This window comes from Streptomyces sp. NPDC007157, from assembly GCF_040634235.1.
GTDB lineage: Bacteria > Actinomycetota > Actinomycetes > Streptomycetales > Streptomycetaceae > Streptomyces.
On record NZ_JBEYFE010000023.1, the window covers coordinates 47,261 to 69,043 of the forward strand.

Annotated in this window: 19 protein-coding genes and 6 pseudogenes; 12 read left to right on the forward strand and 13 right to left on the reverse strand. The window is 67.9% G+C overall.

Going from position 1 to position 21,783, the window contains the following annotated elements:
- Window positions 1-66 precede the first annotated feature (66 nt).
- The 3 genes from ABZ642_RS33695 to ABZ642_RS33705 all read left to right on the forward strand — a co-directional run bounded on the left by ABZ642_RS33695 (window position 67) and on the right by ABZ642_RS33705 (window position 2,146).
- A complete protein-coding gene (locus tag ABZ642_RS33695) occupies window positions 67-279 on the forward strand; it encodes a hypothetical protein (RefSeq protein WP_360490957.1) in 213 nt (70 codons plus the stop codon).
- A gap of 132 nt (window positions 280-411) precedes the next feature.
- Entirely contained in the window at window positions 412-702 is a 291-nt protein-coding gene (locus ABZ642_RS33700) for a DUF1330 domain-containing protein (protein WP_360490960.1), read from the forward strand.
- A 1,231-nt stretch (window positions 703-1,933) separates the two neighbouring features.
- Window positions 1,934-2,146, forward strand: a complete 213-nt coding sequence (locus tag ABZ642_RS33705; RefSeq protein WP_360490963.1) for a hypothetical protein — start codon at window positions 1,934-1,936, stop codon at window positions 2,144-2,146.
- A gap of 375 nt (window positions 2,147-2,521) precedes the next feature.
- Here the strand turns inward: ABZ642_RS33705 and ABZ642_RS33710 are convergent, their stop codons facing one another.
- Window positions 2,522-3,211, reverse strand: a complete 690-nt coding sequence (locus ABZ642_RS33710) for an HAD-IA family hydrolase (RefSeq protein WP_360490966.1) — start codon at window positions 3,209-3,211, stop codon at window positions 2,522-2,524.
- 466 nt (window positions 3,212-3,677) lie between these two features.
- Here ABZ642_RS33710 and ABZ642_RS33715 point away from each other — a divergent pair, with 466 nt between their 5' ends.
- Window positions 3,678-4,895: an Ig-like domain repeat protein gene (locus tag ABZ642_RS33715; protein WP_360490969.1), complete on the forward strand. Its 1,218-nt coding sequence runs from the start codon at window positions 3,678-3,680 to the stop codon at window positions 4,893-4,895.
- A gap of 1,119 nt (window positions 4,896-6,014) precedes the next feature.
- Here the strand turns inward: ABZ642_RS33715 and ABZ642_RS33720 are convergent.
- Window positions 6,015-6,398 (reverse strand): annotated as a pseudogene (locus ABZ642_RS33720) (sigma-70 family RNA polymerase sigma factor); the annotation flags it as partial.
- A 222-nt stretch (window positions 6,399-6,620) separates the two neighbouring features.
- On the opposite strand from ABZ642_RS33720, the gene ABZ642_RS33725 reads away from it, so the two are divergent.
- On the forward strand, window positions 6,621-6,806 hold the full coding sequence (locus tag ABZ642_RS33725) for a hypothetical protein (protein ID WP_360491242.1): 186 nt from the start codon (window positions 6,621-6,623) through the stop codon (window positions 6,804-6,806).
- A 228-nt stretch (window positions 6,807-7,034) separates the two neighbouring features.
- Window positions 7,035-8,036: a hypothetical protein gene (locus tag ABZ642_RS33730; RefSeq protein WP_360490972.1), complete on the forward strand. Its 1,002-nt coding sequence runs from the start codon at window positions 7,035-7,037 to the stop codon at window positions 8,034-8,036.
- Window positions 8,037-8,048: 12 nt separating this feature from the next.
- Here the strand turns inward: ABZ642_RS33730 and ABZ642_RS33735 are convergent.
- The 3 genes and pseudogenes from ABZ642_RS33735 to ABZ642_RS33745 form a co-directional block, all read right to left on the reverse strand.
- Window positions 8,049-8,444 (reverse strand): annotated as a pseudogene (locus ABZ642_RS33735) (ATP-binding protein); the annotation flags it as partial.
- Window positions 8,445-8,493: 49 nt separating this feature from the next.
- Window positions 8,494-8,901, reverse strand: a complete 408-nt coding sequence (locus ABZ642_RS33740; protein ID WP_360490975.1) for a (2Fe-2S) ferredoxin domain-containing protein — start codon at window positions 8,899-8,901, stop codon at window positions 8,494-8,496.
- Window positions 8,898-10,892 (reverse strand): heavy metal translocating P-type ATPase, encoded by a 1,995-nt coding sequence (locus tag ABZ642_RS33745; RefSeq protein WP_360490978.1) that lies wholly within the window; start codon window positions 10,890-10,892, stop codon window positions 8,898-8,900. The genes ABZ642_RS33740 and ABZ642_RS33745 overlap by 4 nt, the downstream gene beginning before the upstream one ends.
- Before the next feature lie 94 nt (window positions 10,893-10,986).
- Between ABZ642_RS33745 and ABZ642_RS33750 the strand changes: the two genes are divergently transcribed.
- Both ABZ642_RS33750 and ABZ642_RS33755 read left to right on the forward strand, forming a co-directional pair.
- A complete protein-coding gene (locus ABZ642_RS33750; protein ID WP_360490981.1) occupies window positions 10,987-11,376 on the forward strand; it encodes a metalloregulator ArsR/SmtB family transcription factor in 390 nt (129 codons plus the stop codon).
- A gap of 170 nt (window positions 11,377-11,546) precedes the next feature.
- Window positions 11,547-11,984, forward strand: coding sequence for a DUF6233 domain-containing protein (locus ABZ642_RS33755; protein WP_360490984.1), 438 nt, complete (start codon window positions 11,547-11,549; stop codon window positions 11,982-11,984).
- 361 nt (window positions 11,985-12,345) lie between these two features.
- On the opposite strand, the pseudogene ABZ642_RS33760 reads toward ABZ642_RS33755, so the two are convergent.
- Window positions 12,346-13,255: pseudogene (locus tag ABZ642_RS33760) on the reverse strand (transposase family protein).
- A 602-nt stretch (window positions 13,256-13,857) separates the two neighbouring features.
- On the opposite strand from ABZ642_RS33760, the pseudogene ABZ642_RS33765 reads away from it, so the two are divergent.
- The 3 genes and pseudogenes from ABZ642_RS33765 to ABZ642_RS33775 form a co-directional block, all read left to right on the forward strand.
- Window positions 13,858-14,220, forward strand: a pseudogene (locus ABZ642_RS33765) (transposase); the annotation flags it as partial.
- Window positions 14,132-14,476, forward strand: coding sequence for a DUF1877 family protein (locus tag ABZ642_RS33770; RefSeq protein WP_360490987.1), 345 nt, complete (start codon window positions 14,132-14,134; stop codon window positions 14,474-14,476). The pseudogene ABZ642_RS33765 and the gene ABZ642_RS33770, both read left to right, overlap by 89 nt.
- Window positions 14,477-14,674: 198 nt before the next feature.
- Entirely contained in the window at window positions 14,675-15,058 is a 384-nt protein-coding gene (locus ABZ642_RS33775) for a hypothetical protein (protein ID WP_360490990.1), read from the forward strand.
- Between the two features lie 29 nt (window positions 15,059-15,087).
- Here ABZ642_RS33775 and ABZ642_RS33780 read toward each other — a convergent pair.
- The 7 genes and pseudogenes from ABZ642_RS33780 to ABZ642_RS33810 form a co-directional block, all read right to left on the reverse strand.
- Window positions 15,088-15,928 (reverse strand): annotated as a pseudogene (locus tag ABZ642_RS33780) (IS5 family transposase).
- A 159-nt stretch (window positions 15,929-16,087) separates the two neighbouring features.
- Complete coding sequence (locus tag ABZ642_RS33785; protein WP_360490993.1) at window positions 16,088-16,825, reverse strand: hypothetical protein; 738 nt, start codon at window positions 16,823-16,825, stop codon at window positions 16,088-16,090.
- Between the two features lie 290 nt (window positions 16,826-17,115).
- A complete protein-coding gene (locus tag ABZ642_RS33790; RefSeq protein ID WP_360491245.1) occupies window positions 17,116-17,328 on the reverse strand; it encodes a hypothetical protein in 213 nt (70 codons plus the stop codon).
- Window positions 17,329-17,621: 293 nt separating this feature from the next.
- Window positions 17,622-18,203: a DUF6368 family protein gene (locus ABZ642_RS33795; protein WP_360490996.1), complete on the reverse strand. Its 582-nt coding sequence runs from the start codon at window positions 18,201-18,203 to the stop codon at window positions 17,622-17,624.
- Between the two features lie 103 nt (window positions 18,204-18,306).
- Complete coding sequence (locus tag ABZ642_RS33800; RefSeq protein ID WP_360490999.1) at window positions 18,307-18,639, reverse strand: hypothetical protein; 333 nt, start codon at window positions 18,637-18,639, stop codon at window positions 18,307-18,309.
- Between the two features lie 1,257 nt (window positions 18,640-19,896).
- On the reverse strand, window positions 19,897-20,397 hold the full coding sequence (locus ABZ642_RS33805) for a DJ-1/PfpI family protein (RefSeq protein WP_360491002.1): 501 nt from the start codon (window positions 20,395-20,397) through the stop codon (window positions 19,897-19,899).
- 64 nt (window positions 20,398-20,461) lie between these two features.
- Window positions 20,462-20,823: pseudogene (locus ABZ642_RS33810) on the reverse strand (hypothetical protein); the annotation flags it as partial.
- A gap of 180 nt (window positions 20,824-21,003) precedes the next feature.
- Here ABZ642_RS33810 and ABZ642_RS33815 point away from each other — a divergent pair.
- Window positions 21,004-21,711, forward strand: coding sequence for a hypothetical protein (locus ABZ642_RS33815; protein WP_360491005.1), 708 nt, complete (start codon window positions 21,004-21,006; stop codon window positions 21,709-21,711).
- Window positions 21,712-21,783: the final 72 nt, after the last annotated feature.

The window sequence follows — 21,783 nt, forward strand, 5'->3', positions numbered from 1 at the left end:
GTCGCGGAGCTGCGTGGTCGCCTGGGCAAGGTAGGGGCTGCCCGCGAGTCCAGGAGCCTGAACACGATGCCCGGCCCGAGCTCCGCCTCCCCCCGCAGCAGCCGCCCGCGAACGACGTCGCGAGCGGAACTGGCCATCGGCGTGTTGCTCGGCCTAGGGGCCCTGTACGCGACCGTCCAGGCCGACCAGCTGACGAGCCTGGCCCCCGACGAAGTCGCCGATCTGTACCTCCCACTCCTGCAACCCCTGCTCGACGGCGAGGCTCCGGCGCGTCGCTGACCAGTACGTTCCCTGAACCACCCCGGTGATCTCCCGCCGGGTACGCTCGCTCGCAGCAGTGAATCCCGCGTCAGACGTGCACTTTCCGACGTGCATTCTCGGACGCGCACTTTCCGAACACTGGAGGTTCTCGTGGCCAAGGGCTACTGGGTCAGCGCCTACCGCACCATTTCCGACCCCGAGAAGCTGGCTGCCTACAACAAGCTGGCCGGTCCGGCCGTCGAGGCCGGAGGCGGACGGCTGCTCGCCCGCGGCGGGCGGGTCGTCGCCCACGACGACGGCGTCGCCGAGCGCGTCGTCCTGATCGAGTTCGACAGCTTCGAAGAGGCCGTCGCAGCTCACGAGAGTGAGGCCTACCAGCAGGCGCTGCTCGCCCTGTCCGACGGCGTCGAGCGCGACTTCCGCATCATCGAAGGCGTTTAAGTGGGCGCACGCACTGCGGCGAGCAGATCCACTGATAGGGCGCTGACGATCCATACGGCAACCGCCGCAGGTGACACGCCCTCGACCTGGTGAGATCCAGGAGCGCGTGAGCACGGTGCCGCAATACATGGGGGCGTGATCACTCCTCGTGGGTGGCTTCGCGCCGCCACCGCCCTGTTGGGCCTGTCCGCCGTTCGTGTTCCTGTCTCGGCCGCCCCGGTCGCTGCAGCGCCCGCCGGCTTCGCATCGGCCGGCCACCAGCGGACGATTCCAGAGCCGCCTGGCGCGGATCAGGCGCGCAACGAGCTCGACCCCATAGTCACATGATCAACAGCTTTTGTTAGAGCCAGTAAGTCAGCCTGCCGGTCCGCGGTCGGAACTGTCAGGCAGGAACGGGTAGATCCGTCCAGCCCCCTCGGGACTCCGCAGCGGTTTGAGGGCTTCCACCCACTCCATGGGGCCCTCAGGGCAGATCGTGGTGCGTGGGGGGGTGCAGGGGGAGGCTCAACGTCGTCAGGAGGTCGGGACATGGGTCGGTTGCCTGTCCAGGCTCCGTACAGGCCCGACAAGGCAACGCAGACAGTGGCAAGGGAGTTCGTCGGCACTCCCAGGAGAAGCAGAACGACTCCCACGGTAAGGATCGCAATGAAGACCGCCGAGTCGAGGCGGTTGTGTGAACGCATATTGGGTGCCTTCCGAGTGTGACGATCCGCTGGAAGGCCAGGCCGCAAGATGTCCTGATTGTCCGTCTGGCGGCCGATGTTGCTTCCGCAGGTCACAGCGCGGGAAAGTCGAGGACACCACGGACAGGGGGACTGGATGCCGGGACGAGGTGGGGGTCGACTACCCGGGCCTCTGAAGGGGGAGACACCCGAAGCCGGTGCGCTCGCCAAGTGGCTACGCGAGCTCACACAAGGCATGACTGTCCGCGGGTTGCAGGAGCGGTTCCCCTACGGCCGCAATCAGTGGAGAGAGTTCCGTAAAGGCAGCAAGCTGATCCCGAAGTACCTGATCGCTGACCCGGTCAAGGCCGCGCTGGACTCGGTCTGGCCGGAACCTCGGAAGAAGCCGCCGCCCCGCGGGACGCGGTTGCCACACCCGATGCCACCACTTCCCTACGCTGCCCGACCGCGATGCGGACCATCGTCCAAGGTGATCCAAGCCACCCGCCTAAGCTCTTACGAGCTGGCAGCCTCCAGCGCCTCGCTCACGTTGGAAGCTGACTCTGCTCATGGATCTCCTTCGCAAGGTTCTCACCGGCATCCTTGTCGGCGCCTCTGCCATCTGGTTCGCCAACCAGGCCATCACCGGTCACGGCGCCCTGCGGATCTTCTCCGTCCTCATGCTCATCCTCGCCGCAGCAACAGCCGGCCTGAACCTCCACGACCGCCTACACCCTCGGCCCAAGAATCGGAGAGCACGCGAACAGGACGACCTGTCCTGACGCTGCTCGGCTGACGCATCCACACGCGCAGCACTTCCATCGGCGCTCGCAGCGTTGCTACTTCTCATCGACGAACCCAGGCCGGCGATCGCTAAGCGCTGCCTGTTTGTAAGCGCTTCTTTGGGCACCGGCGCACCAGCGTTTCGGGGCTCCACCGACGTACCAAGTTGATCTGGCTCCGCCGGTAGGGCGAGACAGTTCAGGCCCGGGTCAGGAGGGCCTGTGCATCGCATCTTGCGGCGTGATCGGGTAGGGGATGGCTTCGTTCCGGACTGGTAAGCGGGTACGTTTGCGCGGTATCGAGCCCGAGGACTGGACGGCGTTCGGTCGCCGGGCCCTCGACATCGCGCCGAAAGTCGCCCCGGTCGGGCCGCGTCAGAGGAGCTGGAGCACCTCGGCCAGCGCGCCGGGACGCTGGTCAACGGGCAACGGATCGACCAGGTGGACCCGGCACCCCAGCGTGGCGGCGCCGACGTCCGCGACGGGCTCGTCTCCCACCATGAGTGCGTCGCCGGGTGCCACTCCGAGCGTGTCGCACGCCGTCTGGAAGATCCGGGGATCGGGCTTCTTCACCCCGCGCTCGAAGGAGAGGAAGTAGGCGTCCACGAGGTCGTCGACACCGTGGTCGCGGAAGACAGGCCGCATGTCCCAGCCGATGTTGCTGACGACAGCGACCGGGATGCCTCGCGCGCGGAGGGCGCGGAGGGTTTCCTCGGTGTCGGGATAAGGCAGCCATGCCCCGGGCACTTGGGAACGTTCATACAGGGCCTCGGCCAGGTCGGCCGCAGGCAGCCTCGCTTCCCGGGCAAGGGCTGTGAAGGCAGCCCGGTGTCGTTCGGCGGTCAGATCGCGCTCCCGCCACAGTGCCTCCAGATGGGGCGGCACTGTGCGCGGAGGAACCCCTCCGGGCTGAGCCCCGAACTCTTCCAGCCGGCTGACGCACGCGTCGAGTTCACCCTCGGGCACGTCCAGACCGGCCCTCGTTGCCACCGCGCGCAGCCACCGCGCGGCCGATTCGATCCGGAAGAGGGTCCCGGAGAAGTCGAACATCACACCCTTGATCATGCAGCCGATCCTGGCGGCGCCGACGAGCCGGCCGCAAGCCCACGTGGGCCCGACCGTCGTGTCCCAGTGGCGGCCGCACCATCGCCCGTTCTCGTCCAGTCGCCGCGGTCACCGGGCGGTCCGCGACCTGAGTCAAGCCGGGTCGGCAACCCTCCGCTCAGGGCTACCGACGGAATACGTTGACCTGCAAGAACGTAGGGTGCGCCGTGAGGACTTCCCGTGCTGAGAAGTGCAGGTTCCCGGGTGAACTGGCCGGAGGACGGCGGGGAGTAGCGGGCGCGGGCACCGGTTCGGGTTGCGATGTGCGCTGGTCGGTTGATCACAACGCCGTACGACGGTGTGTTCGGGGTGCCGCAGCGAATGGATGTGGCTAGATCACCAGGCGGTCTCCTGAATGCGGAGCCGGCACATCGACCGAAGTCCGTGGCGCGCTGTGGTGCCACGCCCCTGTCGAGGAGTCCCTTTCATGAAATTGATCCCGAGGCCTGCGGTGTCCGGACGGCGCGGTGGCACAACCGTCGGCGGGCGGCCGGGGCGCGTGACCCGCCGCGGCGCTGTCCTGCTCGCCACTGCCGTGCTTCCGGCCGCGGCGCTGGTGCTGCCCACGGCGACGCCCGCCGCGGCGGCGCCCGTCACCACCACCTTCAACGCCGGCGCCGACCAGCCCTTCACCGTCCCCGCCGGTATCACCCAACTGTCCGTCACGGCCACCGGCGCCGCAGGCCACAACGGAACCAACGGCGGCACGGGCGGAAGCGGCGCCACCGTCAGCGGCACCCTCGACGTAACGCCCAACAGCACCCTCTACGTCAACGTCGACACCGGCGGCGGCATCAGCAACGGTCCGATCCCGTTCATTCCAGGCGGTGCCGGCGGCGGTTCGAGTGACATCCGCACGTGCAGTTCGGCCAACGCCGGCTGTGTCCTGACCGGCGTCCCCGGCACCGACCCCCGCCTCATCGTCGGCGGGGGCGGCGGCGGAGGAGGTGCCGCAGCCGCTGCCACCGGCGGAGGCGCCGGAGACACCGGACAGCCTGGCGGCGAGCGACCGGACGGCGGCCAGGGCGGTGGTGGCGGGACCCAGACAGCCGGCGGCGCCGGGGGAGCCCTCTGCCCCGACAGCACCGGTACCGCCGGTGCCACGGGCCAGGCTGGTACCGGCGGCCGGGCCGGCGGCACCATCGGCGGCGGAGGCGGCGGAGGCGGCTGGTTCGGCGGCGGCGGCGGAGGCGGCTGCAACTTTTCCGGCACGGACGGCACCAGAGGCCCCGGTGGCGGCGGTGGCGGGTCGAACCTCGTCCCGGCGGGCGGTACCTCCGGACCCGCGTCGGGCCCGGCGCAGGTGACCATCACCTACACCCCGGGCAAGCCGGTCACCACCCTGCTGACCGCGATCCCGCAACGCACTCTGATCGGCCTGCCGGTCGTGCTCAGCGACCTGGTCTGCCCCGGCGCCGGCTCCACGACCAGGCCCACCGGCACCGTGACGTTCACCGACACCACCACCCACACCACCCTGGGCACACGCCGCCTGCTGCCCACCCTCGGACACTGCGCGACCGCAGGCCTGATCACCGCCTTCCGCACCAGAGGCTCCCACACCATCACCGCCGTCTACAGCGGCGACACGGTCTACCAGGGCAATGGCGACAACCCCGAAACCCGCCCGGTGACAGTGCTGTGACCAGCCGATAGACGCACCAACAGCGGCCCCCGCCGAGCGATCCGGCGGGGGCCGCATTCACAGGTCCATCGCGGCGTCAGCCAGCTGGGGTCGAGAGCCGGCGCGTGCCCGCACTCCGCATACCCGGCCCGGGACCTTTGGAAAGATCCCGTGTTCCCAGCTGGGCGGGCGACCCACACGGCCCGCCCGCCCACGCTTCGCATTCCGTCACTTCGAATGCCGCATGTCGTCGGTGCCCCTCCGGGAGCGTGAAGCGGTTGCGAAGACACCGCTTGTGTCCAGCCGCCCACCCGCCCGGGGACCTGCTGCCGGGCCCCTCGGAGCGTGAGGTGCCGGCCCGGTATGCCCGTGAGGCGCGAGTGGCTCTGACGATCGCGCGGCTGCGCACCGCCGCCGAGTGGGCACGGCACGGGTTCGCCTGGAACAGCAGGGCGACACACTGCAGGTGAGCAAGGCTCAGACGCGCCAGGCCCTGAACCAGGCGTCCGGGCCACGCTCGCCCACCCGGCGCGGACCGGTGAGCTCACCATTCAGCTGCCCTCGAGCGTGGGACGCGGCTGGGCCCGTGCCGGGATACCCGCCAGGCAGTGCTATCGAGAGCCGGCGGTCCAGCCCGCGAACGTGCGTAACAGCCGCCATAGCCCGAACGGGTGTCACGCGCGGGGTGCGGCGGCAGCCCTCCATCCGGAGTTCTGGTTCGGGAACAGGCCGGCCCGCCGCTACGGGGGAAAGCGGCGGCCCGACTTCTCCACGGTGACACAGCCGCCCGCGCATCGCGGCCGCTGCCGGAACCTTGCCGGTCACAGCATCAGGGCACGGACGGGACGGCGGAGGGTACCGGGTGCGGGACGGTGGAGGCAGGGGCGACGGTGGGGCTGGAATGTTGTGCGGGCGGTGCCGGGCGGGGGCGGTCCGGGGCGGTGGAGGACAGCAGGAGGACGACGGCGGCTGCAGCCGCCGCAGTGGCGGCTACGGCAACGGACAGCACCCGCCGCATCCGGCGTGTCCCCCAGGTCCTTCCGGCAGGCGGGCGGGCCGGTGACAGGTCGTGGGCGCTGATGAGCTGCCCGCGTGCTTCAAGCGCAGCGCGCAGCCGTTCCTCGAGCGGCGCCCGGGTACTCATCGGTCCACCTCCAAGAGCTTTTCCAGTGTGACGAGCGCGCGGCTCGCGGTGGACTTGACCGTGCCACGGGACACGCCGAGGGTCTCGGCGATCTGCGCCTCACTCAGGTCGGACCAGTAACGCAGGACCAGTACCTCGCGCTGGCGCGCGGTGAGTTGCGCCAGCGCGTCGAAGACCTGCCGGTGCTCCTCGGCGAGCAGCAGCAGTTCGTCGACCGGAGCTCCCGGCCCCTGGTACGGCGGGGTGTACGCGCGCGCGGTGCGCCGCCGACGCAGCACCGAGCGGGCGGCGTTGACCACCGCGGTGTGGAGATAGGCGTGCGCGTCCTGGAGGTCGTCCAGCCGTTCGCCGTACCGGCGGCAGACGGCGGCGAAGGCATCCGGTCCGGCCCCGCCACACCCGTGGTCGGTGGCTCAGCGGCCGGTGTTACCCGGGTAGGGCTTGCCGTTCGCATCACCCGGCACCGGAACCGGCTCGCTGTCGCCCGAAGCCTGCTCCCCCGCGGTGGACGGCACGGGCTTGCGCTCCTTCGGTCACATGGTCGCTCACCTCCAGGGCGACCAGTTGCCGACCTGGATCGAAGCGGCTACCTCCCCCACCGAATGCTCAGCCCCCGGAGCTTCGCCCAACACCTCGAACGCGACCTCGACGCCGTCACCGCGGGCCTCACACTGCCCTGGAACTCCGGCGTCGTGGAGGGTCATGTCCACCGGATCAAGATGCTCAAGCGCCAGATGTTCGCCCGCGCAGGATTTGAGCTCCTGCGCAAACGAGTCCTGTTGGCGTAACCGAGGGTCACGCGACCACACGAAGTGGACCGGAGCCCGTGAAGTAGCAGCGTTTGATCAGCGGTTCGGACAGCAGTCGGCGATCTTGAGTGCTGCGGATGCTCACGAGAAGTGACGTCACGGTCGTGTGGTGCCAACGGACTACGACACAAGGGGACCACGCTCTTGATCATCAGTTATTAGACTTCCCGGGGTTCGGATGCTGTCGGTGGACTGGAAGGCCAAGCCATGGACGATGACCGTTGGGCAGGCTGGCCGGAACGGTGGGTCGGCACGGACTGCGACGTGCGGACGGCCGTGGGCGCGATCCCGCGGGAGGTCAAGGACGGGTTCAGGTACGACGAGGTCCCTTGGCAGCGGTTCCCGCACTTCTACGGCCCGGGCGAGGAGATCCCCGGACTCCTCACGACGCTCGGCTCCGGAGACGTCGAAGCCGCCGACAGGGCCTTGCGGCAGCTCTGGACGAATCTTCACCACCAAGGCGGCACGATCGCGGTGGGAGCACTGGCGGTGCCGTTCCTGCTCCGGATCGCAACGACCGGGCACCCCGGGCTCCGTGCCCGAACACTTCGCCTGGTCGCCGAGATCGGCCGGTGTCAGCACATGGGGGACGGATCGCGGGAAGGCATGCTCCAGGTCGCCGAGGAGCCGTTGATGACCGAGGGCAGCACGGGGTGCCCAGTGGACTGGACGATCCAGGCCGCCCGTCTGGCCATCACGGACGACCTGCACCTTCTGTTCCCGCTTCTCTCCGGCCCCGACCCCGAGGTCCGCTCCGTGACCGCCTACGTCCTTGCGGCGGCGACCGGCGAGCTTTCACACGTCTCCTCGGCTCTGCAGTTCAGGCTGGCGAAGGAAGACGATGCGGTGGTCCGGGTGAGCCTGATCCTGGCAGTCGCCCAACTCGCCCGCGAACACCAGGATGACCACGCTCCCAGGTGGGCCCGGGACCTCTGGTCGGATCCCGGGCGACCGCCCGAGGTCCGCATCGGCGCCGGCCTGGCCTGGCTGTGCCTGGTCACCGACCCCGCCCCCGACGAGCTCCGCACCCTCCTCACCGACCCCGGCACTCGTCAATACGACGACCTACTCCAGCCGGTGCCATGGCTCACCTGGGTCGACCCCACCGGCGTCGGGCTGCGCAGCTGCATCGATGAAATGCTCACGGCGAACATCCTCGGAACAGTGCTTGATGGTCCTCCGCTTTGGAGTGGAGGACCATCAAGCTGAAGCACGCAGCGGTCAGCCGGCCTTGGCGGGTGCTTCGGCCCGCACCCGGGTGCTGGCAAGGCGGTAGGAGTCGGTGCCGGTCTCGATGATGGTGCCGTTGAAGGTGAGGCGGTCGACGATGGCCGCGCAGAGGCGGGGGTCGGTGAAGGTCTTGGTCCAGCCGCCGAAGGACTCGTTCGAGGCGATGGCGACGCTGTTCTTCTCCTCGCGTTCGGTCAGGACCTGGAAGAGGAGTTCGGCACCGTGGCGGTCGAGTTCCATGTAGCCGAGTTCATCGATGCAGAGCAGGTCGACGCGGCCGTATCGAGCGATGGTCTTGTTCAACTGCTTCTCGTCGGCGGCCTCCACCAGCTCGTTCGCGAGCTTGGTGGCGAGGGTATAGCGGACGCGGTAGCCCTGCATCGCGGCACAGCAGGATTCACGTAGTGCGCCGACCGGCTTGGAGGAACTGCGGTGCTCAACCTTCGAATTCGTGGCGGACGCGTCTGGACGGGCTGAACGTGTAGAGATCGAGGACGTCGGGCGCATCGGCGAGACCGGGGCCGCCGCCCTTGACCCAGGCGGCGATGTCGGCGGCGGCGTCGGGGTCGTTGACCTGCCCGAGCCACACGGGGCGTCCGCCGGCCTTACGGCCTTCGGCGGACGGCTGGATGACGATAACGTTGGCCCGCTCACACGCATCCAGGCAGTCGGTACGTCGCACCGTGGCGATGCTGGCCAGCTGGGTTCGCAGGTCGGTGAGCTGTGCCTCGTGGTCCAGGCGCGGCACCTTGGCCCGGGTGCCGCAGCAGCAACCGCGGCAGACGGTGACGGTGGGCCGGGCAGCCCCGGGCGCGGGGGCGGCCTTCTTACTCCGGCGGCTCACTGCGCATCCCTTGCGGCACGGGTCCAGGCGGCGTCGCGAAGCAGGCTCAGTCCGTTGAGGCCGACGATGACGGTTGATCCCTCGTGTCCGAGGACGCCGAGTGGCAGCGGCAGGTGGCCCGCGAGGTCCCAGATGACGAGGCCTGAGATGAAGACTGCGGCGATGACCAGGTTCTGGACCACTAGCCGTCGGGCTGTCCGTGAGAGGGCGATGACCTTGGGGATGGTGGCGAGTTCGTCGCGGACGATGACGGCGTCGGCGGTCTCCAGGGCGAGATCGGACCCGGCGCGGCCCATGGCGATGCCGGTGTGGGCGGCGGCCAGGGCGGGAGCGTCGTTGACGCCGTCGCCGATGACCAGCACCTTGCGTCCTTCGGTCTCCAGCCGTTGTACGGCTCGCACCTTGTCGTGAGGCAGGAGGCCTGCGTGGACGTCGTCGCCGCTGATGCCGGTTTCGGCGGCCAGGCGGGCGGCCGCGCGCGGGTTGTCGCCGGTGACCAACATCGGGGTTCGACCGGTCTGACGGGTCAGGGCGGCGACGGTCGCGGCGGCGTCGGGACGCAGACGGTCGGCGATGCCCAGCACGCCGACCGGGGCGCCGTCCCGCAGGACCACGACGGCTGTGCGGCCGCCGTCCTCCAGGTCGGCCGCGACCGTGGCGACGCGGGCGGAGTTGATGCCGTTGCCATCGAGGAGTCGGGCCGGGGCGCCGACCGAGACGGTGTGGCCGTCGACGGTGGCGGTGACACCGACTCCGGGAGTGGAAGTGAAGTCCCGCGTGCCGGCGACGGCCAGGCCACGGGTGCGGGCAGCATCGACGACGGCGCGGGCCAGAGGGTGTTCGCTCGGGCGCTCAGCGGCGGCGGCCGTAGCCAGCAAGGCGTCTTCGTCCAACCCGCGTCCCTCCACGGGCACGGGCCGGATGTCGGTGACGCGGGGGGTGCCCTCGGTGAGCGTGCCGGTCTTGTCGAGGGCGACCGCGTCGACCTGTCCGAGCCGCTCCATGACGACAGCGGATTTAATCAGGACGCCGTGGCGTCCGGCGTTGGCGATGGCCGAGAGCAGCGGCGGCATCGTGGCCAGGACCACCGCGCACGGCGAGGCCACGATCATGAAGGTCATCGCCCGCAGCAGGGAGCCGGTGAGGTCCGCGCCGAGCGCCAGAGGGATCAGGAAAACGGCCAGGGTCGCGGCAACCATGGCGAGGCTGTAGCGCTGCTCCACCTTCTCGATGAACAACTGGGTGGGCGCTTTGGTCTCGGAAGCTTCCTCAACCATGGCTACGATCCGGGCGATGACCGAGTCCGAGGTGTCCCGCTCGACCCTGATGCGCAGGGCGCCGGTGCCGTTGAGGGTGCCGGCGAAGACCTCGTCACCGGTTTCCTTCGCGACCGGCAGGGGCTCGCCGGTGATGCTGGCCTGGTCGACCTCGCTGGCGCCTTCCAGTACCTGGCCGTCCGCACCGACTCGCTCACCTGGGCGCACCAGGACGATGTCCCCGACCGCCAGGTCCTCGGTGGAGACGGTCTCTTCGCCGCCGTCGCCGGCCAGCCGGGTCGCGGTGGTGGGGGCCAGATCGAGCAGGCCGCGGACCGCGTCCTGGGTGCGGGCGGTCGCGAGGGCCTCCAGCGCGCCAGAGGTGGCGAAAATGACGATCAGCAGAGCGCCATCCATCACCTGCCCGATCGCGGCCGCACCGATCGCGGCCACGATCATCAGCAGATCGACGTCCAGGGTCTTCTCCCGCAGGGCTGTCAGGCCTGCCCAGGCCGGCTCCCACCCACCCGTGACGTAGGCGAGGGCGTAGAGCGGCCCCCATGTCCAGGTGGGTGCGCCGGTGAGCTGAAGCGGGAGCGCGATCAGGAACAGCACCAGGGCCGCGGCGGCCCAGCGAGCCTCAGCCAGGGCGAAGACCCGAGTGCGGCGCTTCGGCGCCGTACGCGGAGCGGCCGGGGCTGCCCGTGCGGTTCGCTGAAGCAGGTCAGAAGGCATGACGAAAAGACCCCTCAGGGCGGAAGAAGACGACACCTCCACCGTACAGGAACATATGAACAGGTCTTCAGATGTGACCGGTAGGATGGACGCCATGGGTCACGGAGCTACTGACAAAAACCCCGCCACCGCCCGCGAACGCCTGGACGCGGCGGGGGCAACCGACGTCGCCGCCACGCTCCAAGCCCTCGCCACCCCGTCGCGGCTGTACATCCTGGCCCGCCTCCAGGAAGGACCCTGCGCGGTCGGCGACCTCGCTCAAGCCGTGAGCATGGAACCCTCCGCCTGCTCCCACCAACTCCGCCTGCTGCGCAACCTCGGCCTGGTCACCGGGGAACGTCGCGGCCGCTCCATCGTCTACGCCCTCTACGACAACCACGTGGCAGAGCTGCTGGAACAGGCCCTCTTCCACGTCGAACACCTGCGACTCGGCCTACGAGATGCCCCCGCAGCAGAAGCCGCGCCGGCCGCCGCCCAGATGTAAACGGGACCGCCCGCTCACCCACTTCAGCGACAACCCGTCGGCGCGCCAAACAGGACACGGCGCCGTCGCGATCGCGACCAGGCGTTTCGCCGCTCGGCCTTCGATGGCAACACTCAAGGTTCGATGACACAGGACGACCGCCACGGGACACACCCTCTAGAATCGAACGTGTGAACGAGTTGCCGCCTGATACCCCGCGCCTGCGCGCGATCCTGGCGCACCTCGACAAGCAGATCGCCGACACCGACACCGTCGCCACCTACCTGCGCCTCCAGCGTGGTGCCGTCCTCGCCGCGATCTCCCGCGCCGACCACACATCGATCCCGCGCCCCGCGACATCAGCACCCACGCAGCAACCACACCAACCACAGCGAAGCCAGCCGACCGACCGGGCGTCTGCTCAGCCGGTCGGGCTCGTGATCGAAGAGCAGCGGAAGGCCGGCCGCCCCACAGGCGGGATGATCCACACGGCAACCTGCATGCCACACATGAAACTCCGCCCGATCACCCCCGAGGTCGCACGCCAGGTGCTCGCCAAGGACGATCAGTTCTTCACGCCGTGCCCGCTCTGCCGACCGGACACCGAGCTGGACATCGACGTCGCATGACCGGCCAGGACGCGGACCCCGAGGGCGGCTCCGAGCCTCGGTCTGGGTGTGAGGGGTGGCCTTAGCTTGTCGTCTAACGCCTGGCGTCGAACACGGCTCGAACTTGATCAGCGTTTTCGCAGTTCGCCGGACGTGAAGGCGGCCTTCGCCTGATCCTGTGCTCCGTCACAGAGTGGATCAGCGCGAAGGTCGTAGTTGTGAGTCTGGTGTCTCAGGGTGCCCCACGGCATGCGCTCGCGGAGGTGTCAAACTTCCGGTCGGAGCTGTACGCGTGCCTGACCTCGCGGGGCGACGCGCTATTACGACGTGGTGTGCGATCGAGGGCTGGGGGTGCCGGCCTGGCGGTTCGGCTGACGGGTGATCACCTCTCGGCGGTGCGGTCGGAGACCAGGCCGGCCACGGCCGTGTAGGTCTCCTCGAAGTATTCGCGTCGTCCGAGAAACCGCTGGAGGGCCCGCCACTGTTTGTGCTCGGCGTTGGCGTGTTCTACGCAGATCCGTTCCGAGGATTGCTGGTGACGCTCCGCGTCCCAGGTGGCGACCTCCTCCGGTGTCGCGTCCTTCTTCGGCTTGAGCGGCGGGGCCTGGACCTGGTTGGGAAACTCCTTGGACAGGCCCCGGTACCCGGCGTCGACCTTGGCCTTAACCTCGGGAAACCGCTCAAACAGGTCGGCGATGCCCTCGGTCCGCAGCGCCGTCTGGTCGTGCATGCGGCCGGGGCGGAACGCCCCGGCCCACAGCGTGCGTCCCTCGCCGTCGGTGACGAGGGTCGCCTTCTTGGTGTTCATCTTCTTCTTGCCCGAGACGTACGCGCGACGGCCCGGCTTGTTCGCGCGCGGGCGGCGGACCTGGACCTCGGTGCCGTCAATGCGCAGCTCGACGCCCTCGGCGGCGGCATAGGCGAAGACGTTCGCCTGGGTATGAAGTCGCAGGTCGGGGTGGCCGGGGACGGCGAAGCCGCGGGTTGCCGGCAGCGGACGGATCTCGCGGATCGCGCGGGTGACCGTGGAGCGGTAACTCCGCCAGGGCCGCGTGCGGGTGTTGGAAGCGCAGCGCCACCAGGGTGACGACGACGCGGTCGACGAACACCAGCTCGTGGTCCGGGCCCGCCCCGGGCGCGCGCATACGCTCGTGACCTCGACGTTCTCGCAGCCGGGACTCCCCAGCTGCCATCCAGGCGCCGGCGAGCTCGACGACGAGTTTGCCGAGCCGCCGCGGCTGGAGGCCGGTGAAGATACGCTCGGACAAGGCCGTGCGGCCCAGGTATTGCATCACAACAACACCCAAGCCGCTCGGCCTACTTCATGCCTCGGCAGTGCCTTGATCATTATCACGCACCAGGTCGTAAGGTACGGCCTATGTCTGATAGATCGATGTCTACGGGCCGCCTATGGGCAGTCCTGCTCGGGGTCGACGCTGTGGCTACTGCGTCGACGATCGTGGTGTGGAGGCAGAGCGGAACACCGTGGACCGAAACCTTGGTCAGTTCGGGTGTGGTTGCTCTTGCGGTCCTGATAGCCGGCCCATGGGCGATAAGGCGGACCCGGACAAGGGTCGAGGAAGCAATGCGGCAACAGCGTTGATCCAGTTCGGTCGCCTCTGAGAGTGCGGTACGTAACGTAATGCCCGCTTCGGTCTTGGGGTTGGATAAGGGGCCCTGGTCGGCAGGGTGGCTTGGTGGTCAGGCGCGGGGCTGAGTGAACAGGCCGGGTTCGGGTTCGGTGAGGATGCCCCGTGTGACCAGGCGTTTCAGCTTGCACCGGATGCCTTCGGGGGTGGCCGGCCTGGTCTCCGACCGCGCCGCCCAGAGGTGATCACCCATCAGCCGAACCGCCAGGCCGGCACCCCCAGCCCTCTATCGCACCACGTCGTCAGAGCTGTGCGACGCCTTGCTGTGCTCGGACGGTCCGGTGCGGACTCTGGTCGATCTCGCTCTGGCACCTGAGCACCGGCGCGGACACGGAGCCCTCTACGGCGGCCTCAACCACGGGCCAATAGACGTCACCCGGCTGCGTCGCACGCTGGCCGGGCTTCCACCGCCGCAGGCTGCGGACGGCCGACTGGTGCTGGCCGCGGACGTCTCACCGTGGCTACGGCCGGACTCCAACACCTGCCCTGACCGGTCGTTCTGCCACACCTTCGGCCGTGGTGAGGGCAAGCACCAGATGGTGCCCAGCTGGCCCTACTCGATCGTGGCCGCGCTGGAGACCGGTCGTACGTCTTGGACGGCGGTACTCTGACTGGGGCTATGGACCGCCGCAATACCTGACCCTGGACCGGGTACGGCTGGCCGCTGAGATCCTGCACCAGACCGCGTATGACCAGCTAATCCAGGGGGTCGATCCCTCCGAACTCACCAGGGCCGAGATCTACCCCCAGATCTGGGACTCCTCGGCCTCACTGGATTCGGCCCGCCATCTGTTCACGCCCCTGACAGAGTTCTTCCGGGGTGCCGCGTCCACCGGTCACGCGATGCTGATCTGGATCGATTGATCCACCCAGAACGGCGCGGACGTTAAACGACAAGCTTAAAGAGCGTTTTGTCCATGCGGGGGTGTTTGGTATCGCCGGGTTGCCTGAAGAGTTCCGCTGGCGTGGTGGGTGCCTGGTCTCGTGACGGTCGATGTCAGCGTCAGGTGAGAGGATCACAGGATGCCTTTGCCTCAGCCTGATGATCTGACATCGCTGGTCATGCGTACCGAATTCAGTGACGAGAGAGCCTGGGACGCACTTCGAGCCGCCCTCGACGCGGCTGGCGAGTACCCCCATGCCACGTACGTCAGCGAGCTTCGCTTTGCCGGCGTGGGGGTCCAGACACTGGTGGATGAAGAGGCTGCTGCGGACGAAGACGACCAGGTCATCTACATGTTTCTGGCGGACGCAGCCACCATGAGGGATCCGGATCACTCGCTCCTGGCCGTGGACCTCGCGGACGAGCCTGGGCGGACGTTCAGGGTCCCCGCTCGGTGGTTTCCTGACATCTCGGCCAACCTCAGCATCGCCAACATGGACTTTGCGGAGTTCGCCGACGCCGCTGATGGATCCGGGAGCTTCCGCGGCTTTGACGAGGGGTGATGCCTTACCGCTGAGGCTTGTCCGGCGAGCTATCTGCCGCGCCAGTTCAGCGTGGCTTCGCGGGTGAGGCGACGGCTCATCAAGTCGATCATCGCGAGGCGGATCATGGCTTCGGAACGGTGCGGGTGGGTTTCGTAGTCGCGAGCCAGGCACCGGTGGTGCATGAGCCAGCCGAAGGTCCGCTCGACGACCCAGCGGCGAGGGATGACCCTAAAGCCTTTCTCACCGGGGTCGCGGCTGACGACTTCGACGTCGATGCCGAGGCGGGCGCCGTGGTCGATGGCTGCGGTGCGGTAGCCGGTGTCGGCCCAGGCTTTCGTCACCCGCGGGTGGGCCTTCGTGACCTGTGAGAGCACCTCGATGCCGCCGGCGTTGTCGGAGACGCTCGCGGCGGTGACCAGCACTGCTAGGAGAAGGCCGAGGGTATCGACGCCGATGTGACGCTTGCGACCGGCAACCCTTCTTCCCTGCGTCGATGCCCTGGCTGACGTCTGGCACGGTTGCTGAGGTCTTGATGCTCTACGCGTCGACCACGCAGGCGCTCGGCTCCCTCTCCCTGCCCTCCGCCTCGCGTACCAATCGCCTCAGCACGGCGTTGAGCTGGTCGAAGACGCCGTCCTTCTGGCAGGCGGCGAAGTAGCCGCAGACCGTCACCCACGGTGCGAAGTCGTGCGGCGGGTTGCGCCAGGGGATTCCGGTACGGCCGACGTAGAGGACGGCGTCCATAACCTGGCGCAGGTCGTGCTCGGGTGGCCGGTCGATGTCCAGGCCCTTCCCTCTCCGCTCGGCCCTCCAGGCCGACAGAATGGGCTCCATCAACTCCCACCGGGCATCGGACAGGCCACTCGGATACGGCCGCTGTCGGGGCATGTTTCGGTAGTGCCGCCGACAGCCCATTGACTACAGGGCGCAAACAGGGGTGAGCGGGGGCGCCTTGGGATCAGACAGGAGCGAAGGGAGCCAAACGGACCTCCGGCCGTTGTCCCCTGCCCCAGGTGTCACGGCAGCAGACAGAAAGCACAGTCGCCCTCACCGGGACAGACGTCCATACTCCCGCCAAACACCCTCGCCAGAATAAAACGCTCTTTCAGCACGGGCGTGCCTTCCCGACCCGCGCTGCAACGCGGGCCTGCTCGATGACCTTGAGTCGATCGCTCGGGAAAGTACGCCCTCCGCATCACACGAGGCACCCCACCCGAGATCGATCCACAAGTTCTGAGCATGGCCCCGATCTGCGCGATCCCAAGCTTCGGACAGGTGGCTTTGGGGGTCGAGCAGTTCTTCGACGTCGGCCTTGGTCTTCCCTATGCGCTTGAGGTCGCCGTCGGCGAAGGAAGCGATGAACCGGGTGAGCGCGTCCCGGCCGGCGTCGGGGTCTTCGGCGTAGGCCTCGCCCATCCCGAAGCCCACCGTGGTCTTGCCGACACCGCCCTTCTGGCGGGCGTTTATGATCCGCCCCGGGTCGACGGACTGCGCAGCGTTCTCCGGGGAGGGATGTTCGTCCAGCCAGAGCCGGATGCTCTGCGCGAGCCCCTGCGTGTACGAGACGGACCGATCCGCACAGGTGGCCTTGAGGCCGTCGTACAGGCCCGGCGGAAGCCACGGTGAGAACGACTTGGCACCCGACGTATCGATCTCGGGCAGCCGACAGGTGCTGGCCCGCCAGGAGGTGATGCCGGCTTCAACGGCATCCTGGATGTCCAGGCCGAGTTCGGCACACCGGATCTTCAGTTCGCATTGGAGCGCCGGGGGAAGCTTGGACGCCACCTTTCCCGGTCTCCGTCAGGGTATGGAGAGGCCACGACGTCACCCTTACTGACTCTCACGGCTTCCTTGACGACCGGTTCACGCGGTCTGACATAATTTCACCTCACAAGTGGTACCGGTAATATCACGCCGCGATAATCCGTGGCAGGCATCTCCGGGCCTGCGCGGATTATCACGGCGCGATGATCCGCCGAAGAGCGCTCACAGGAGTGCCCCTCACCAATCACCCCAACGCAAAAAAAAGGGGGCCGGCCCCGCATCTGCGGGACCGGCCCCTTGTGGTCAGTGCCTCAGTTCCTGTCGACGGGGTGGGTGTAGCGGACGGGCTCGCCGGGGCTGCGGGCGTATTCGATCTCGCGACGGGTGCTGTCGCCGATGTAGCCGCCGGGGAAAGCGCCTAAGTTCGCGATTTCTGAGGCGCTGGCACCACGAACTTGGCCCTGCCGACCGCGATCCTCGGCCGTGTACGGCTCGGTTCCGACTGATTCGGTGTCGAAGCGCATGACGTTTCGGTGACCGGGTCAGTGAGCGCTTCGTCGCAGTCATCGCAGGTGACGGACACGCAGGTGTGGGTCTGGATCGGCATTCGTCTTCTCCGGAACAAGAGGGTCGGTGGCGGGGCCGAGGCTAACGCCCGGCTCAGACACCCGACGGGTGGGGCTGGCCTGCACGATCCCGCCCATGACGACTCGTAACGTGACACGACAGTTGCAGCCCTTTTGCCAGGACCACTACTCGGCCCTGCTGAACTCCTCTTCCAGCGAGGTGACCTTCCCGGAGGATCGAAGCTGCGACGCTACTTGATCAAGTGGAAATGAGGATGTTGCAGCCATGCCTGCAAAAATTCCACGTCCCCGACGTGTCTAAGCCACCGTCCACCGCCCCCAGTGTCATAGGAGACCTCCGAGAGTTTTCCCGGGAGGGCTGATGCCAGTGCTCTCGCCCGGGCCAGGACGGCCTCGGTCCCCGTGTCCTCTCCTGTGCCGGGGCGGCTACTCAAGAGGCCGTCAAAGTCGACTAGGGCATCGAGGCGGCACGCCAGAGCGAGCGTCAGGTGACCGAGCAGCATATGGTTCACCGGACCCGAGCAGCCAGCGCCGACTACCAGCCCCTGCGCCGGCGGCCGAAAAAAGGATGAGTAGTCCTCGTCCTCGGCAGGCGTCTCCTCGTCCACTGACAGGAAGAACACGCCGACGCCGGCTGGATCGAAGGCCCGCAGGCCCAAGGCCGAACCGTCTCGCACCCAGAAGTCCACGTCGCCGCTGGCCTTGGTCTCCACCGGGTCGCAGAAGGTCTCCAACCAGGGGACCACGTCGGCCAGGATGTCCGCGAACCCGCGTTGTTCGAAGAGCCACAATCCAACTGCCGGTCCCGCCATACCGCCCCCAGAACTTCTTGCACCAAGTGCCACCAGGACCCGGCGGCAGATGTCTGATCACAGCGACGGCTCAAATGCGTTGCGGTGGTGAGCCGACCCGTGGTCAGCCGACTTCCGGTACTCGCGCCAGGGAAGCAGGCTCCTCCGCGGTGACACGCCGGACGTGGCCCACCCACGAATCCGGCGTCAGGGAGGACCACTCAACGTCGATCTCAACATCGTGGAGTGTGCGGGTGTGGTCCGCAAGTTGCGTGAAGATCGCCGTCTTTACGTCCTCAAGGGCCGCATCGGCGGGCATCGGCACCTTGCCACATCCGCCACCCGAGTCGTCGGCAATGAACGTGTAGGGCCACACATCTTGCCCAGTCAGCAGGATGATCTCCCTCGGTATGCCGAAGGACGGTCGCTTCTTCTTCGTCTTGGGTCGTCTCGCCACGGTGCCATCCAACCTGACGGACCGCGGAGTCAGCCAGGCACCCTCGACGCTTGACAACGGTCATTGGGAATCAGTCACACGTACTGACAAAACCGGTGGAGGGTGTCCAGCGGGCCACGACCGGCTCGCCCGAGCTGTCCGCCAGGATCGGCACCAGCTCCCCTTCAAGCTTGTGGACAGTAGTGCCCTGCGGGCCCTCCAAGCCGATCGACTGCAGAGCCATAACCCACCATGGGGCGCCGGCAGGACGGTTGAGCAGTCGCAGCGCAAGAGAAGGCGGCCGAACCTAGGAAGACGGCCTACGCCTTCCCGGACGGCCCTTGGGCCCAGACCAACCGGTCCGGGCCCGCTCGTGTATCTGTGGAGGACAGATGGACGCTTACGCCGGCGACCTGCCCACACAGACCATCGACGTCTCGGCAACCACCCAACCCCCGTTCCTGCCGACTCCCGTTGCTGCTCGACGCGGCCACAGAGCCGCTCCAGAATCACGACGAGGAGAGAAGTGCCAAGCACGCTCGTAGCCCCTGCGCAGCCCCGACGGCTGCCCACAGTCCCTCAGCCCGCAGTCGCGGAGTCCTTCTTCAGCTGGGTCGACCACCGCGCCCACTCCTACGAGGTGGACCGTGTCTCGATGATGCATGCGTTGGGCCTTACGCAGCGCAAAGGGCCAACGCCCGCAAAGGACCTTACGACGCAGCCCAGGGTGGGCACTCGTCCGGCTGCCTCCCTCGACACCTCGGCCGGCACCACCCGGGCACGGCAGCCCGGAAGCAGGGAGGGAGCGGGGAAGCAGACATCCCGCCCGAAGGCCGACACCGAGCGAACGTACGGCAGCCTGACCGAGCTGATTCTGGACTACTTCGCGCAGGCGGTTCCACCGATGAACGCGCCCGTGACGTTACGGTGGCGCCGGCCCGTGCCACCGACAGCGCCGGCAACAACGCCATCCGCAGCACGTTCGACCGTCTCGTCGGTACGTCACGTGTCCAGCGCACCAGTCCCGGTCTCCATCGCTCCCCACGGTCTTGAACAACGTTCGCGGGTGTCCTCGAACCCGACGCCAGGAACACTGTGAACACTTCATGCACTCTCACCGGCTCTGAGTCGATGGTGGTAGCCCGCAGCCAGTGACTTGTCACTCGGCCTTGGCCGAGTAAACGACCTGCTGCACGTCGGCCACCAGACGGTCCTCAAGATGTGATCTCGGACGTGGTCGTGGACGTCGCCCCCCGTAGGAGCGTTCTGGTCGACGGATCAAGAAGGCGCATGGTGCAACAGCAGCGGTGTCTCGATGAACTGGGACTGCCCGCCCGGCCGTACGGGAAGGACGGCGGCGAGCCGCGCGGCCGTGTTGGCGACCGCCGCGCCGTAGTCGATTCTGACCAGATGCAGGCACAGATCGATGGCGGCGGCTGCGGCCGCCGAGGTGAAGATGCCGCCGTCCTCGAGGAAGAGGAGGTCGGGCTGCACATCGATGGACGGGAAGCGAGTGGCGAGGTCGCCGGCCAGTCCCCTATGGGTCGTGGCGCGTAGCCCGTCGAGCAGGCCAGCTTGGGCCAGTACGAAGGCGCCCGTACACAGGGAGGCGATCCGCGCGCCGGTGGCCGCGGCTTTCCGTAAGCGTCGAGGACTTCCGTGGGAGCCTGCTCGCCGCCGCTGCCGACAGCGATGACCGTGTCGGCGCCATCGACCGCGTTCAGGCCGTCCGGCACCACGATGTCTGGGCCGCCGACGGTTGGCGTCGGCGCGGGCCACGCCGTACAGACGCGCACGTCATAGTTCGGGACGCTGTTGAACACCATGAGCGGGATCGAGACCTCTAAGCTGAGCACGGGCGGCACGATGACTGCGGCGACGCGGTGCATGGCCAGATCCTCCGGAGGGTTGGCATTCCACGATCCGCCAGCGGATCTTGGCCAGACGGATCGGGGCTCGGCCAGACCGGGGCGGACTCGCCCGTCCGAACCGGAAGGAGCGCCGCAACGGCTGGCCGGTACTGGCTGCTGACCCACGGCTTCGGCGCGGACCTCGCCTGCGGCTGCCCCCGGACCGGGTGGTAGGAAGCCCGGTTGAGGGGCTGCCCGGCAGGGACCATGCGGACAGCGGGCCGAGCACGGGACCCAGCCCGTCGCCCGCCGCGGACAGCCGGTAGGGCCGGGCGGTGCCCTCGGAGTCGACCAGGAGGCGGTGGTGCCCGGGGCCCGAGCCTGGGCGGCATCGTCACGGACGCTTTGCTGGCGCACCTCATCGCCGCAGGATCACGGAGACCAGCTGATTCACAACGAGAGGCTGAGCAGCTCAAGGGCCCCACCCCACCGAGTTCTGTTCGCGTGCGCACCCTGAGGCTGGCACACTGAATTTGTGTTTCCGTTGACGGCGGCTGCTGCAGTTCAGGAGGCGTTTCCATCGATTCCTGGTGCTGGCGTTGTGTCGGTTTGCGCGTTGATCTTTACCGTCGCGTCCTTCTGGTGGATCAACGCCCGGCAAGGGCACCTGAAGTCTTGGGAGCCTCATTCCTTTGCTGCGATTGTCCACTGCTCCATGGCTCGCCTGCGGCTTCCGCTCGTCCTTCACAACACCGGCGCCAAGCCGATAATCGTGCAGGATCTTAGGTTGACCTTCCCCGATGAGCCCGCCTCCCATCTGCCACTCCTGTGGAGGTCTTCACCGTCCCGTCTTCAACCCGGACCGGAGGACGAGCCGAAGTTGCCAGCCGGATTCGCCGTGGCCGGCAGAGAAGCGAAGCAGCTCTTCATCGAGTTCGAGGCACCCTTTTCCGGATTCGTTCCGGAGCCCCGGAATTACAAGGTCCAGCTTCAGGCGAGAGTCGGCCACCGCAAAGGGTGGCGTTCCCTTCTGACGTTCACCCTGAGGGCCGCCAACATCATTGATCCCGACCGGTACACGGTCTACAGCAACGCCCCTCTTGAACTGACGAAAGAGGACAGGCAGAAGGCAGACGCCGCGCTCCTGGAGCTACTGGACGAACAGGAGGACCACTCTGCTCCGGGTGAAAGGAAGCGGCGGGACTCTTTGAATGACGAGGACGACTCCGGCACGAATCTCTAGCGTGGGAAGACGGTCCCGGGCTTCGCCACGGCGCATGTGTCGACGCCCCGCCCGCTAGGTCGGAGCTGGTCA